The sequence below is a fragment of the Calothrix sp. NIES-2098 genome, assembly GCF_963875125.1.
Taxonomy (GTDB): Bacteria; Cyanobacteriota; Cyanobacteriia; order Cyanobacteriales; family Nostocaceae; genus Aulosira.
On the sequence record NZ_CAWNKJ010000001.1, the window covers coordinates 5423179 to 5438348 of the forward strand.

Sequence of the window (15170 nt, forward strand, 5' to 3'; positions counted from 1 at the left end):
TAAGGTCTGACCATGACAAAAGGGTTACACTCAAGTAGCAATTCCTTTGAGACATGGGGTACAAGTCAACCGCTACCCTCAGATGTACAGAGGCAAACTCAGCACATTTACGGTTAGCAAGATATAATTTTACTCGAAGTTAAACTTTACTTCCTCTATTAAGTAAAGTTACAGTTTAGACTAAAAACTTTAGTGCTTTTCTCTGTTCCTAAAAAAGAAACTCCAGAATTTCTCTCAGTTTTTCTGGAGGCTTCCGGAGTGGATACAGATGCTTAATACGAATCAATTGTTACTTGCTTAACGCTGAATGTCTTTAGGGTATATACCGAAATAGCGGCTCTCAAAGCGGAAAAACCGCATGGGATCTCTAAGTGGGGACAAAAACAAAATAAAACCTCGGCCTGCGCAGGCCGAGGTATAAGAAGAAAGCTCCGAAATACCCAAATGTCAGATTTTCTTCAGCGTTGTCGTCGTTCAAATATTTATATTTCTTAGCTTTGTAAGCTTATATTAATATATTTAACATATTCTTCATATATCGTCAACTACTTAAAGTTTTTGTAAAGCAAAACCCCCAAGTCTGAGTTAGGGTTGGGGGTTTGATTTGTGAACATTCCAGTAAGCCACCTTAACTGTTATAGGGGCAGATTGCGGCTGGTATAGGCATCCATTGCATAAGCAGGAGTGCGTTGACTATAGTCGATATCTTTACCAGTGAGAGATTTGGCTAACTTCTCAAAAGACTCAGAGCGCCAGTTACGCTCGTGGATAGGCTTGGTTTGTTCTCCCAAGAAATAAGCCAAAGTGCCGATAACTGAAGCAGCTACCCAACCTACAACCAATAACGCAATAAAAATAGTCATCTCAAACCTCTGTTTAAGTTATGTAACTTTATGTAAATAAATATAACTTTAATTTTACAAAACTCGCAAGCTAATGTTATGGCGTGCTAGCCGATAAGCAAGGTAGGGTATTCCGTACTTAACAGTGCTGACTAGCTATTTCTCCCTTTCTGGAGTTGGAGTGATGAGTATTGATGTGCTAAATACTGTCTAGGTCAGTATTTAATTATCTAAATTAAAGTTCAATTTTGCCCTAGAATTGTTAAGTGAATTTGTAAAGTAGAATTTTATTATTTAGTGAGATGTAATGAACGAATAAACTTCATGCCAATTTTCTATTCCAAGAGCTTGAAGACCCAAGTCAATTGCATTACAAATAGTTTCATATTCTTCATCATCTTTCATTGAATTTATTGAAAATCTTTCTCCATCAATTAAAGGTTCACCTTCTTCATCCAACAAAACCCAAATTTCATCATTTTCATCAAATGAAGATATAGGTAAACCTTCCTTGAACAAAATTGAGGAACGATGTCCAATTCTAGAGTCATAGCGCATTACCAGAACGGCAGAAATTTCTAATGATACTTGGCTAGCTAAATACTCTATCTGTTGAGAAAATATTAATCTATGTCTGTTTTCTTCAAGTTGATAAATAACTAATAGAGATTCATTAATTTTGATAAATTCTAAAGTTAGCTCTGAAGATATTGTTGCTAGTAAATTTTTAGCTCTATCAAAATCAATCTCACATACAATAGCTTCAAAAACGTTACTCATACATTAATTTTCGCTATTTTTGGTAATTTTATAAATAGTCTTCAGTAAGTACATCAGCAATAACAGACGCACTATAACAAAAATTTTAGCTAACTAACTAAAATGCGATCGCCATGACTGGGAGGTTGGGAAATGATCAGGAATTCCAAATCGCGATCGCTTTCATTTAGCATCTGATGAGGAGTCTTAGGAGGAATCTCTACACCTTGGTGTTGAGAAATAATTTGACGAGAACCATCAATTTCTAAAGTTGCTGTTCCAGCTAAGATAAAGAAAAACTGCCGCGATTGCTGGTGATAGTGTCTGACTTCCGAGGTTCCTGGTGGCATAATTTCTTGAATCACGCTTAACCCTAGTTGTTTCACAAGATGCCAACCATGACAATTATTACCCCATAAATAATGCTCGGCAGATTCTTTGCTAATCATGTTGATATTCAACTTCGACATAGGAATGCTAGCTTCTCTGTTTGCTGCTGATTTTTGATAAAAAAAAAGACAGGCAATCTGCCTGTCTTATAAATAAATGAATTCGCAAATAATTTAGAAATTCATCTCAGCAGCTTGAACCTTCTCAACCTGCTTCTTCTTCAGAACTAGCATGACTTGAGCCATCATCACCAGCGCGATGAATGCAATCAACCATTTGACTCGATTAGCGTCTTGCAATACGATTTCTGCATCTCTTTGACCAAATCCGCCAACGTTAGGATTGTTAGTCAAAGCATCACCAGCTTTTACTGTTTGCCCTTCGGAAACAATTAATTCTGGGCCTAAAGGAATTGTATCAGTGACAACTTCACCGGCGTCGGTTTTGATGCTAACTACATATTTGACGTTGCCATCTCCATCTTCTTCTTTGGCAATCTTGGTAATTGTGCCAGCAGCAGAAGCGTTGTAAACCGAGTTGTTGCTCTTTTCACCAGTTGGATAAACTTGTCCGCGTCCGCGATTACCACCTACGTGAACTGAATATTTACCAAAGTGGATATTTTTATCAGTTGCGGGGTTGGGAGAAAGAACTGGGAAGACGATTTCCTGATACTGTTCGCCTGGTAAGGGGCCGACGATAACGACGTTTTCTTTATCTTCGCTGTAAGTTTGGAAGTAAGTATCGCCTACTTCTTCTTTCAGTTCTTCAGAAATACGGTCTTCTGGAGCAATCTTGAAGCCTTCAGGTAGCATCAATACCGCACCAACGTTTAAGCCGACTTTAGAACCATCAGCACCTACCTGCTGGACGCTGGTATCGTAGGGAATTTTTACCACAGCTTTGAACACAGTGTCAGGTAGAACTGATTGGGGAACTTCCACTTGTGTCGGCTTGGCGGCTAAGTGACAGTTGGCGCAAACAATTCGCCCAGTCGGTTCGCGGGGTGTTTCTGGATAAGTTTGCTGGGCCCAGAAAGGATAGGCAGCAGCAGATTGTGGCAGGGCTAAATCGCTGGTGAAGTAGAATGTCACGGTAGCGATCGCTATGAGCAATGTTTTGACTATTGCTCTAGTACTGCGAGTTAACCTCGCTGTTATTGAAGCATTTCTCATCTCTATAAGGGCAACGATTCTCTCGTGAATTAGTCATTGGTCAAGAGTCAAGAGTCAAGAGTCAAGAGTCAAGAGTCAAGAGTCAATGGTTCACACTGTGGACTTTTGAACGCCAGTTCACTCAACGGAGGGAACCTCCGCATGTGACTGGCTCCTATTGACTTTTGACTAAAATTATTAAGCCCACCAAGGTTCTTCGCCGGTGCGGAAGTCGGTTTCAGTCCACGGGCTAACAACAACTTTGTCGTCTTGGACGTTGGTGTGAGCCAAAGCCAAAGACAGAGGTGCTGGGCCGCGCACAACTTTACCGGTTGCGTCGTATTGGGAACCGTGACAAGGACATTTGAACTTGTTCTCTGCTACGTTCCAGGGGACAACACAACCTAGATGGGTGCAGATGGCATTAATGCCGTAATCGCCGATCGCTTCTTTGCTTTCTACGACAAGATAAGTGGGGTCGCCCTTTAATCCCTGAACCAGGGCGCGATCGCCTACATTATGGCTTGCTAGAAACTTGCTGACACTAACATCGTTGCCCAGTTCGTCTTTTGCCGTTGTACCGCCACCAGCGCCACCAGTAGCAGGTGGAATAAAATACTTGACAACGGGATACAATGCACCCAGAGCCACTCCAGTGACGGTTCCAAAAGTGAGCAGATTCATGAATTGACGACGCCCCATATCGGGCACGTCTGCTGATTCAGAAAATTGAGCCATAATCTACGCGCTCTTTGTGTATTTTGTTAAGCATTTTGATAAGAGTACTAGTAGTTGAGCAACTCTTATCTAAGTCGAAATGCTAACGCCCACAAAAATGCCATACTTCTCTGTTCCAAGATATTTCTAGCATCTTTTCTGTTAGCATTACATTTCTTTATATCCTTATCATACTTGAGTTACGGAACTTAACATCATAACTAAATGTAAAATCTAATTGAGACAACGTATGACAGGACAGGAATTACGTCAACTGTTGCTTGATAAGTGGGGACGCTCTTACGATGTGCAGTTGCGGCGATCGCAGGGGAAAATATTTCTGCAAGTCATGTGGAAATATTTAGAGCAAGCCTCTTTTCCTTTGAGTGAAGACGAGTACCAAGCCCATCTTGATAGCATTGCCAACTATCTTCATGCTTTAGGTGGAACAACACAAGTCCAAACATTTATCACACAAACACGCGATCGCCCCCGATTGGGCAAAGCTGTGAGTATTCCCCTTGATTTAGGCGAGCGATCTTCAGAGTGGATCTTATAAAATACTCTTGACAATTGGCTTATTTAAAGATATGTAATCAAAGCTATAAGGATTGCTATGTAAGAGTTACTATAAAATTCTTTTGCCCAAAGCTACATCTTTATCCGGTTGAATTAAAACTACTTCGCCACCATCGAGAACTACTCCCAAAACCAAAACTTCAGACATAAAATCTGCAATTTGGCGAGGTGGAAAGTTGGTGACAGCTAGTATTAATTTGTTAACTAAATCTTCTGGCTGATAAAGCTTAGTAATTTGGGCACTAGATTTTTTAATGCCCAAATCACCAAAGTCTATCCAAAGTTTATAGGCTGGTTTTCTCGCAGTAGGAAAATCTGCCACTTCAACAACTTTCCCAACTCGAATCTCGACTTTTTCAAACTCTTCATAGGTGATTTGTGGCATTCATTTCCCTATCAGTTTTACTAAACCAATGCCACCAAAATAAAGCCCTAAGACTGCACCTGCTAACAGACTTTGCGTAAGAGGGTCAGTAGAAGGAGTGAGAACAGCACCTAAAACCACTGCACCCATAATTACGTAACGCCAACCAGAAAACATTTGTTGAGAAGAAACAATTCCCAAAGCGCCAAGCAGTAGTTGAATCACAGGAATTTGAAATGCTATGCCTGTGCTAAATAATAACAACAAGACAAATTCAAAGTATTTTTCAATTGACCAAAGTTGTTCTACTACATCTGCACCATAGCTAATAAAAAACTTCAAAGCTGCGGGAATTAGCAGAAAATAACCAAATGCTAACCCTGCCACAAATAGCACACTCGACCCTAAAACTACAGGCCCTAGCAAGCGGCGTTCGCGGCGGGTTAGTCCGGGAAGCACAAATTGAATAATTTGGTAAAGGATGAACGGAGTAGAAAGTAATAAGCCACTATAGGCTGCTACTTTTAAAGAAACAAAGAAATATTCCCCAGGAGCAAGTTGGAGAAATTTTACTCCTTGTGCGGGAACTTCTAATAGCTGGACAATCGGCCTGACGTTGAAAAAACAGCCTACAACACCTACTGCAACAGCAATTAGGGCATAAAAAATTCGCTGGCGCAACTCCTCTAGGTGGTCGAAAAACGACATTTCGACTTCACCTGGTAATTCATCAAGCGGATCGATATCAGAATCGCCATATCCTTCCACGTTGATATCCGGTGAAGTTGTAGCAGCTGCATCTGGGAATTCCCTTGACGAATCGGACTGCGGTACAGTGTCTAAATTTTGTGGCGTCATGATTCAGCGATTAGGCAACATTTGCTAACTATTTTACTGGGGAAGCAGCTAGCAAAATATGTTTTTGGTGACTTTGCGATTTTTCTTGATTTCGCCCTAGTATTTATGATGGCACTCAATATTATTACTAATGCCACTTACCCGTAAGCCTGGCTGACTGACCGTTACTTATACTTCAGCAGGCGCGAGGGATTGCCAGAATATTGCCAAATTTTATTGAATTTAAAGGTTTTAACTTACCAGTTTTCTCTATAGCAAAAAACTCATAACCCCATTCTTTCAATAAATTCCATGCTCCATCTGTTGTCAAACCTAACATTTTAGCTCTATCTGCACTTGCTTCAAATATAATTTGAGGACGCATTTTCTTTATCAAAGATTGAGATCCACGCAAGACTAATTCTTCAGCTCCTTCCACATCAACTTTCATTAAATCAAAACGCTCAATAGCCTCTTTTTGGAAAACATCTTCTAGAGTAACTGTAGCTACTTCCTCAAAACTTGTACTTTCTGTATCTGCTCCCAAAGAATAACTATTAGGCGCATTATTAACATGGTAAAAACGCGAAGTCCCAGTTTTATCAGAGACAGCTGCATGAAATACCTTCACATTACTAAAATTGTTGATTTCAACGTTGCGGTCTAAAATCGGGTACGTCTCTGCCGCTGGTTCAAAAGCAAGAACCTTTCCTGTATCTGCTACCAATTTGCTAGCAATTACTGTGTAAACTCCAAAATTTGCTCCAACATCTACAAACACTCTTCCTGGTTGGAGTACATTATTCAAATATTTTAATTCTGGTTCATAATCTTCTCTTAATACATAAATTCCTGTCGAACCTGCTTCTTTAAATTTGGGAGGCAAATAAAATTTAGCTCCACTGTGCCCCAGACTAATTGTTGCTGGACGTTTAAAAATACAATATACAGACCAAATCGCAATTCTTATAATGGTAGTAATTGATGATTTCTCAAAGGCTGAATGACCCTTGAGGTAATTCCATTTAGCAAATAAATAAGCTAAAAATTTCCTCATAAATTCCTCCTAAATAACGAGTTTTTTTGTGAGCTAATCATCTAATAATTAGCTCTTTTGAAAAAATACTGTTTTGCTGCTACCCTAATATTTTCATTCCAAATACCCTCTATGCTTTCGTCATAGGTATTTAGAAAATTAAGTAAAGCTTTGGTAATTAAGCTTTAATGTTTATAGTTTTAAGTCTGCTATAGCGTAGATAAATGCACCGCACATTAAAAAAATGCACAGATCCTAAGCTAATCAGCCTTCAGTTACTATGAGACTATTTATGAAACCCTGATAGGACTAACTTTCAGTAATAAAACTGTTTAACGATTAGCCGCTAGTATTAAAGCTTACTATAAAAAAAAGAAAAAAATCCTCAATATATATACGTAGATCTTATAGTCTTTTAGATACCGTAATAAATATGCTTATACTTCAAATTAATAGAGTGGCCATTCTCACTGTTGCATAGTGTATTTTTCTACGATGCTATAATTACAAACTTTTAAATAATTGCAATCGTTAAGTTGATGCGTGCCTAGATTTAATATTCTTATGTTAGGGCTTTCCAAGGTCAAGAGAGCCACTGCATTGGGCGGGTTTTCGCTGTAAGAAGCGTCCCCGTAGGGTAGTAGGTAGAGTGCGACTGGTGTTACAAATTACAAGCTAGCCTTTGATGTCTAGACTCTTAAATATTGTCAAACCAGCCGCAATATATACAATTTAAATGCGTAACAGCTTAATCAAAAATCACTGCGTTGGCAATTTAGGATGCGCGGTTGAGTATTGTCCGACTAAGGCAGAAATTTCTGGGTTGTATAGTCGCAAATAATTCCAATAGTTACCTAAGACTTGACGCACGTAATTTTTAGTTTCATCAAAGGGGATTTTTTCGACAAATTCATCTGGATCTTGGGTGGGGATAGTTTGCAGCCATTTGGAAACGTTGCCAGGTCCAGCATTGTAACTAGCGATCGCAAGCAGGGAGTTATTGTTATATTGCTGATGGGTATGATCCAAATACCAAGTTCCCAGCATAATGTTGTCGTTCGGATCTTCTAGCTGAAGTTTTTTGCTATCTACCTTAATTTGTGGAGCGATCCAATTAGCTGTGCTTGGTAAAACTTGCATTAACCCCATAGCATTAGCGATGGATTTGGCTTTAGATTCAAACCGCGACTCTTGACGAATCAAAGCAGTTACTAGCAAAGGATTGAGTTGACGTTCGTTAGACCACTTTTCAATTTCTTGCAGATAAGGAAAGGGATAACGAGCTTGCCAATAAATGCTTTGTTTGCTGAGGGCTTGATATTCGGCTTGTTCTTCTGGGGTTTCTCGATCTTCTAATTTAGAAATCGTATCAATTCCTAATTTATTTTCGCCTCTGGCTAGTTGCATTAAACCTTCGGTGAATTGTTCGGCTACCGTCGGCTTGTCTTTATTTTGAAATTCTGTCTCCCATTGCAACCAAGCATCTCGGTCTTGTCCTAACAGATACAATTCTTTGAAAGTTTCCGAACCAGCAGTTGGTACAGGACGTTGCGGTGGAACTACTTCCGGCTTGAGTTGACGCACGGTATTAAAGTTACCGACATTCAACCCCAAGATTGCAGCCGATCGCCATGCGTAGTAAGAGTAAGGAAACTGGCTAATTACATATTCATAAGCGGTTTTCGCTTCTTGCTGCTTTCCTAATTGAGTTGCCCATTTACCTACCCAAAAACCTGCTCTGGGAGCCAAAATGCTAGTAGGGTTGTTGGTGGTAATTGGTTCTGCCCATTGCCAAGCACCTGCATAATCTCTAACTGCGGCTTTTTCTTGGGCGATTTTCCAACGGTATTCTGCGGCTTCATCAGAATTGCCGTATTTAGAAATCAGTAATTGCCATGCTTGTTGGGCTGAATTATTATCCTTGAGTCCTTGGAAAATTTTGGCTTTTTCTACCAATGCTTTACTAGCTGCATCAGGAAATTTGGCGATCGCTTGGTTTAGATATGGTAAAGCGTCTTTACGGGTTTTTGCCATTTCTGCTAACCGCAATAAAGCTGTGCCACTTTCTGGCGCTTCGGGAAATTGCTGTACCAGTTGTTTATAAATTGCGATCGCTTTGTCTTTTTCCTTACCTGTTACTTGCAAACCCCGTCCAGCACGATAGAGGTTAAGTGGTGTTTTGGGAGCTTTCGCATAAGCATTGGCAGCTTTATCAAATATGTTGTTTGTCCAGTAAGCTGTACCAATAATTTCCCAATCTTCGGGTTTGAGAGTAAAACCTTTTGCTAAGTTATCCAAGACAGCAACTGTTCCTGGTTGGTTAGCGGCGTATTTTGCCAAAATTAATTCTAATTGCGGCTGATTGGGGTTTTGTTCGAGGCGCTTGCGGATAATTTCCCAGGTTAGAGGATGAGAGGGAAATTGCGCGATCGCTAAATCCTGTTGCTTTGGTTGCGCAATTAAATAGATGGCTTTCACTGCTGCTGCTGTTTTTGGATACTGTTTCAGCACTTTTTGCCGCAGATCTGAAGCTTTGCCATCTTCACCCAACATATCCTCGGCTTGGGCCTGTTTCAGCAAAATGTAAGGGGCGAGGAGTGGATAGTCTTTATCCAATCCTTCTAGTAAAACCAGTGCTTTTTTCGCTTGTGTTCTTTCAATGTAATCGCTAGCTAACAAATAACGCGCACGCTCTCGATCGAGAGTACGAGAATTTTGGGCGATATCTGCTAGTTTTGCGGCTCGTTCTGGCAGAGATTGTGATACCAGTGGGTATACGGCTGATTTGGCTTTAGTGGTTTCCGATATCTGCTCAGGTGAATTATTGCCATGTTTTAGCCATTGCCCTAAGGATTTTCCAATCTCAGGTGCTGACACCATAGCCCCGGCTAAAAAGGCACATAGTCCTGCACCAGCAATTAGAGGAATTGGATTTTTTTTAAGCTGCTTCAGCATGAATACCCGCTGAAAATTTCAGGTGAATTTCTTGAAACTTTAGCATTACTGACGGTCAGTGTCGCCACTTTTTCATTTTTGATTTTTAATCTCATCTTAGAGCGTACAAATCTGTAAATTCTTAGATTTGCTAGGACTGGACTTACTTCTAGCGCATAAGCGATCCCCTGACATCTATCTATCAGTAGAGGATATGCCAGATCTGGGTGGAAATGTAGCGTTAGGCAATACACTTAATGAAAGTTAATTTATTTATGTCTCTAGGTATTCCTAGCTATTCTATTTAATTTATGAGCTTACGAATTAGAGGTAGAAACTGCGAAATCTGGAATTTCAATAGATTTTTATAAAAAAATATAATTATACCTCTATAAGATATCAGCCTATTTACTGATATAACACTGCCAATACTCAGCGTAATTATCTTTAAAGAGAATCTATATCAAATTCGCAAATTTTAAATTATATTTTCTATTTTTAGATTTTTTTAGAATATATACATTTATTTTTAAGATAAATATTCATTTTTGTAGCCAAACATTTACTAACAAAAAAATTCTAAATTTAAATAATTACTTTTATTATATATTTTGAAATTATTTTATGCCTAAATTTATAACTAATAAAAAGTTTAATTTACAAGCGCTAAAATCAATATAAGTATACTCAAATCTAATGATTCAGATGTATTCATACACTGGCATAGTGCATATGTCGGTAGAGAGAAGAGATAGAGCAAAAAGTATATTCATCTTTAAAATATTTCCTAAGTAAGAGACGAATATCACAATATTTGTCTTATTCTTCATTCTATATATAAAAATTAAAAAATAAGATGTCTGTAAGAAAGCTGCTGAACATTTTAGATTTATTTCTCGATCTGCGGCAGCAAATTGATCTGTTTTTGCCAAAGTCTACTGTTATACATGGAGGACAACTCCAGATAGCTAACTGCTGTGTTAACCCGCAACAGAAGCGATTTCAGGCGTTGGCGCAATATCTAACAAAGTTCAGACAAATACTTAGTAACCTAATACTTGAAGAATGAGGAGCAGAGACTGTGACTCTAGAAACGAAAGTAAATAACCCTGCTGCTCGAATTCTCTTAGCTAACAACGATGTACAAATGCGCGATCGCTTGCAGCAGTTGTTTAGCCAACGTTATCAACTCCAGCTAGCAGTGGATGGCATAGAGGCTTTAAATAATATCCAACAATTAAAGCCGCTACCTGATTTAGTAATCGCTGATTTAATCATGCCCAGAATGGATGGTTTAGAGTTATTGCGATCGCTGCGCGCGAATCCGCAAACTCAAGATATCACCATCATATTGCTGTCGTCACATTCAGATGAAGAACTTTGTGTGAAAGCGCTAGAAGCGGAAACTGATGATTATCTCAGTCAGCCTTTTTCTGACTCGCAACTCTTATCTCGCATTGAGATAAATCTCAAGATGAGTCGGTTGCGTCAAGCAACTGTCCAGCAACAGCAACAATTGCAAGCCGAGTTAAAAGCCGCAAAAGAGCAAGTCACCACCATTTTAGAAAGCATGACCGATGCTTTCTATTCTTTGGATTGTAATTGGTGTTTTACCTATATTAATAGTTGTGCGGAGCGCATCTTAGGACAACCGCGCCATGAACTACTGGGCAAAAACATCTGGGAGCAATATCCAGTGTTCAACAGTACTGTAGTTTATCGGCAATATCATCGCGCTTGTACGGAAAAGGTGCCGATTAACTTTGAATACTACTATCAAGCTTGTGATTGTTGGTATGATATCCACGTTTATCCCTCAGAGGAGGGCATAAACGTATATTTTCAGAATATCAGCGAACAGCAAGTGGCGCGGCGCGAACGCCAGGAAGCAGAAGCAGCAGTTCGAGCTAGCCAAGAACGGCTGAGAAGTTTTTTTGAAGCGAATTTAGTGGGAATTCTCTTTGGCAATGAAGACGGTAACATTGTCGAAGCCAATGACGAGTTTTTACGAATTGTTGGCTATAGCCGCGCCGATCTCCAAGCAGGTAGACTCAGTTGGGTAAGTATCACGCCACCAGAATACTTTGATTTAGATGAATTAGGTATTGCTGAAGCCAAAGTTAAGGGAACTTGTAGCCCTTATGAAAAAGAATTTATTCGTAAAGATGGTTCCCGCATACCTGTTGTTGTTGGCTACTCTCTGCTGCGCGAACCGCAACAGCAATCAGTCGCTTTTATTCTTGACATTAGCAGTCGCAAACAAACTGAGAGAGCGCTACACCAAAGTGAAGAGCGATTTCAGACTTTTATGGATAATAGCCCAGCGGCAGCCTGGATTACAGATAGCGAAGGACACATACTCTACCTCAGCCCAACTTACTACCGCACATTCAAATTAGCAACAACCGAGGCGATCGGTAAAACTGTTTTTGACCTCTACCCAAAAGAAGTTGCTCAACAATTTCTCAATAATATTAAAAAGGTCGCGCAGACAAATCAGGTACTGGAAGCGATTGAGTCAGCGCCGCTGCAAGATGGCACGATGGGCGACTTTTTGGTGTATAAGTTTCCCATTGCCGATGCTTCTGGAAAACGCTTAGTAGGAGGCGTAGCAGTTGATATTACCGAACGCGAACGCGCCCTGCGACAACGCCAGCAAGCAGAACAAGCTCTACAAAAACATAGCGAACGACTGAAGTTACTCTCAGAAACAGCCAGCGATTTGCTTTCAACTGAGCATCCTCTAGAGTTAATGAACGATTTGTTCGGCAAACTCTCAGCCCAGATGGATTTACATTGTTACTTCAACTATTTAATCGATATACAAGGAAATAGGCAAAAATTGCACTTAAAGTCTTGGAGTGGCGTTGAGGATCGAGTAGTTCCGACACTTGAATGGCTGGAAATTGGTCAAGCAGTATGTGGGTTAGCAGCACAAACACGGCGTCAAATTATTGTTAACAATGTACAGCATTCCACCCATCCAAATACCGAGATTCTCTGCACTTTGAAGATGACAGCTTACGCAGCTCAACCGTTAATTGCTCGTGGTAAGTTACTAGGCGTACTGTCTTTTGGCAGTCGCACCAAAACTCATTTTACACCAGAGGAAATCGCACTGCTGCAAGCAACTTCTGACCAAATTGCGATCGCCCTAGAACGTTCTGAATTAGTTGTTTCGTTGCAACAGCAAACAGAGCAATTGATGCAAGCGAACCGACTCAAAGATGAATTTTTAGCAGTCCTTTCTCACGAACTACGCACGCCACTCAATCCGATTTTGGGGTGGTCAAAGTTACTACGGACTCAAAAGTATAATGAAGCAATTCTTGACCGCGCCTTGGAAACTATCGAACGTAACGCCAAGCTTCAGACCGAGTTAATTGAAGATTTACTCGATGTCTCTCGCATTCTCCAAGGCAAACTCAACTTAAATATTACTCAAGTCGATCTAGCATCAACAATCGTCGCCGCCATAGAAAATGTCCAGTTAGCTGCTGAAGCTAAATGCATTCAGCTTCAGGTGATACTAGAACCCGATGTTGGTCAAGTTTATGGCGATCCAAGTCGTTTACAGCAAGTCGTTTGGAACTTACTATCCAACGCTGTCAAGTTTACTCCGGCAAATGGACGTGTAGAAATTCATTTAGCATCCTTAGATTCCCAGGTGAAGTTGCAGGTGAAAGATACAGGTAAAGGCATTAGTGCTGATTTTTTACCTTATGTATTTGACTACTTCCGACAAGCAGATGGGACAAACACCAGGAAATTTGGGGGATTGGGTTTAGGATTAGCCATTGTCCGTTACCTGGTCGAGCTACATGGTGGTACAGTCAAGGCAGAAAGCCCTGGAGAAGGACAAGGAGCGACCTTTACGTTGACGCTGCCATTACTAGGGAGGATATGTGGGAGATGAGGACAAGGAAGTGTGGGGAGTGTGGGGAGTGTGGGGAGTGTGGGGAGTGTGGGGAGAAATAACCAATGACAAATGACTATTGCCTTTTGACTCTTGAGTCTTGACAAATTTACCTTTTTGCTAATTCTGGAGTGCGTCCTTTTAACCCAATCATCAGTTTGAGTGTATAGATTTTGAGCATTGGGACTCGGCGCATAATCCATAAACCCAAACGCCGAACTAGCATTACGGGTAAGAAGTTGTTAGAAAACATCCGATCTAATAAATCGGTGAAACCTAAGATTGTGAGGTTTTCTCGTTGACGCCAGCGTTCGTAATCTTTGAGGATTTGGATATTGCCAATGTCTTCACCAGCTGCGTTGGCTTGTTGGATGACTTGCGCTAAAGCGGCTGCATCGCGAATACCTAGATTTAAACCTTGTCCGCCAACAGGATGGCAATTGTGTGCTGCATCTCCAATTAATGCTAAACGGGGTAAGACATAGCGATCGCTTTGCATGAGTTGTACTTGAAAAATAAAGCGATCGCCTAATAATTGTAATTTACCCATCTGATTGCCAAAGCGACGAGTGAGTTCTGCTAAAAATTGCTCGTCATCCAATTCACATAAGGCTTTTGCTTCGGCGTGGGGCGCTGTCCAGACAATTCGGCAACGATTCCCAGGTAACGGTAAAATTGCAAACGGCCCGCTAGTCCAAAATTTTTCGTAGGCGGTATTGTTGTGGGGTTTTTCTGGTTGGACAAAGGCGACGATGCAAGATTGCCAATATTTCCAGCCGTGAGTTTTAATTCCTGCTGCTTGACGAATCGGCGATCGCGCTCCATCTGCGGCTACTAGTAATTTACTGCGAACTGTGCAGATTTGCTCTGCCACTTTGATGTCTATGGCTACTATGTCTTGTTGGTACTGTGTATTAACTACCTCTGCGGGACATAGATAAGTCACATTTGCACAATCGCGCACAAATTCTTGTAAGGGTTGCAACAGTGCTTGGTGTTCTGCTACATAACCCAACTCTGACGTACCTAAATCTGTTGTGTTAAATTCCACTACCTGAGAATAATCAGCATCAGATAGGCGAACGCGGTTATATTTGGCGATTTGAGGCAACATTTTGTCCCAAATCCCAATTCCTTCGTAAATTAAGGCCGAAAGCATATGAATTGCATAGGCTTGCCCTTTGGCTACTGCGGCTGATGCTACTTTGGCTTCTACCAGCAGTATACTCAAGCCTGAATTTTTTAGGGCAGAGGCTAGGGTTAATCCAATAATCCCGCCGCCGACAATTACCAAATCATAATCGTATCCCCGCTTGTCTGTGGATGTTTGGGGAGGGTTTAGGGTTTGCAAAAGCTGTGTTAGCGGCATTGTTAAGAGAAGTTACAGCATCTTAACTCTTATTCTTACGCAATTGGGCGGTCTAAAGCAAGTTATATCAATTCAAAATTCAAAATTAAGAAACTCAGATGTCAAAGGGATTTCTAAGTTTGGATTGAGAATTGAATCCTTTGATTAATCTGAGGGATTGGATATTTTCAATGTGCGATTTATTTCACAGATAAATCTGCTTACTTCATCTCATTAATGAATTATTGCTCAATATGTAAGTTAAATATGCATGAGATTAACTCTATTTAAACA

At 40.4% G+C, this 15170-nt stretch carries 12 protein-coding genes; 2 read left to right on the top strand and 10 right to left on the bottom strand.

All coding sequences use genetic code 11. From position 1 onward, the window contains the following. Positions 1-635: 635 nt before the first annotated feature. From AACU33_RS22830 to petC, 5 genes are all read right to left on the bottom strand, one after another. Positions 636-863, bottom strand: a complete 228-nt coding sequence (locus tag AACU33_RS22830) for a photosystem II protein, Psb35-related (RefSeq protein WP_096590814.1) — start codon at positions 861-863, stop codon at positions 636-638. 273 nt (positions 864-1136) lie between these two features. Next, positions 1137-1622: a hypothetical protein gene (locus AACU33_RS22835; protein ID WP_096590816.1), complete on the bottom strand. Its 486-nt coding sequence runs from the start codon at positions 1620-1622 to the stop codon at positions 1137-1139. A gap of 89 nt (positions 1623-1711) precedes the next feature. Beyond that, positions 1712-2071, bottom strand: coding sequence for a cupin domain-containing protein (locus AACU33_RS22840; protein WP_339376223.1), 360 nt, complete (start codon positions 2069-2071; stop codon positions 1712-1714). Positions 2072-2164: 93 nt separating this feature from the next. After that, positions 2165-3166, bottom strand: coding sequence for a cytochrome f (gene petA, locus AACU33_RS22845; RefSeq protein WP_096590820.1), 1002 nt, complete (start codon positions 3164-3166; stop codon positions 2165-2167). 177 nt (positions 3167-3343) lie between these two features. After that, complete coding sequence (gene petC, locus AACU33_RS22850; protein WP_096590822.1) at positions 3344-3883, bottom strand: cytochrome b6-f complex iron-sulfur subunit; 540 nt, start codon at positions 3881-3883, stop codon at positions 3344-3346. 229 nt (positions 3884-4112) lie between these two features. Here petC and AACU33_RS22855 point away from each other — a divergent pair, with 229 nt between their 5' ends. After that, the gene (locus tag AACU33_RS22855) at positions 4113-4421 is read left to right on the top strand and encodes a DUF3067 family protein (RefSeq protein WP_096590824.1); all 309 of its coding nucleotides are present in this window, start codon (positions 4113-4115) and stop codon (positions 4419-4421) included. Positions 4422-4490: 69 nt separating this feature from the next. Here the strand turns inward: AACU33_RS22855 and AACU33_RS22860 are convergent, their stop codons facing one another. The 4 genes from AACU33_RS22860 to AACU33_RS22875 form a co-directional block, all read right to left on the bottom strand. After that, positions 4491-4826 (bottom strand): tRNA-binding protein, encoded by a 336-nt coding sequence (locus AACU33_RS22860; RefSeq protein WP_096590826.1) that lies wholly within the window; start codon positions 4824-4826, stop codon positions 4491-4493. Further along, on the bottom strand, positions 4827-5663 hold the full coding sequence (tatC, locus tag AACU33_RS22865) for a twin-arginine translocase subunit TatC (RefSeq protein WP_096590828.1): 837 nt from the start codon (positions 5661-5663) through the stop codon (positions 4827-4829). Positions 5664-5838: 175 nt separating this feature from the next. Next, the gene (locus AACU33_RS22870; RefSeq protein WP_096590830.1) at positions 5839-6699 is read right to left on the bottom strand and encodes an FkbM family methyltransferase; all 861 of its coding nucleotides are present in this window, start codon (positions 6697-6699) and stop codon (positions 5839-5841) included. Positions 6700-7437: 738 nt separating this feature from the next. After that, positions 7438-9633, bottom strand: a complete 2196-nt coding sequence (locus AACU33_RS22875; protein ID WP_096590832.1) for a lytic transglycosylase domain-containing protein — start codon at positions 9631-9633, stop codon at positions 7438-7440. A 1060-nt stretch (positions 9634-10693) separates the two neighbouring features. Here AACU33_RS22875 and AACU33_RS22880 point away from each other — a divergent pair. Then, a complete protein-coding gene (locus tag AACU33_RS22880; protein ID WP_096590836.1) occupies positions 10694-13528 on the top strand; it encodes a PAS domain S-box protein in 2835 nt (944 codons plus the stop codon). Positions 13529-13637: 109 nt separating this feature from the next. Here AACU33_RS22880 and AACU33_RS22885 read toward each other — a convergent pair whose 3' ends face one another. Continuing rightward, on the bottom strand, positions 13638-14897 hold the full coding sequence (locus tag AACU33_RS22885) for an FAD-dependent hydroxylase (RefSeq protein WP_096590838.1): 1260 nt from the start codon (positions 14895-14897) through the stop codon (positions 13638-13640). Positions 14898-15170 lie beyond the last annotated feature (273 nt).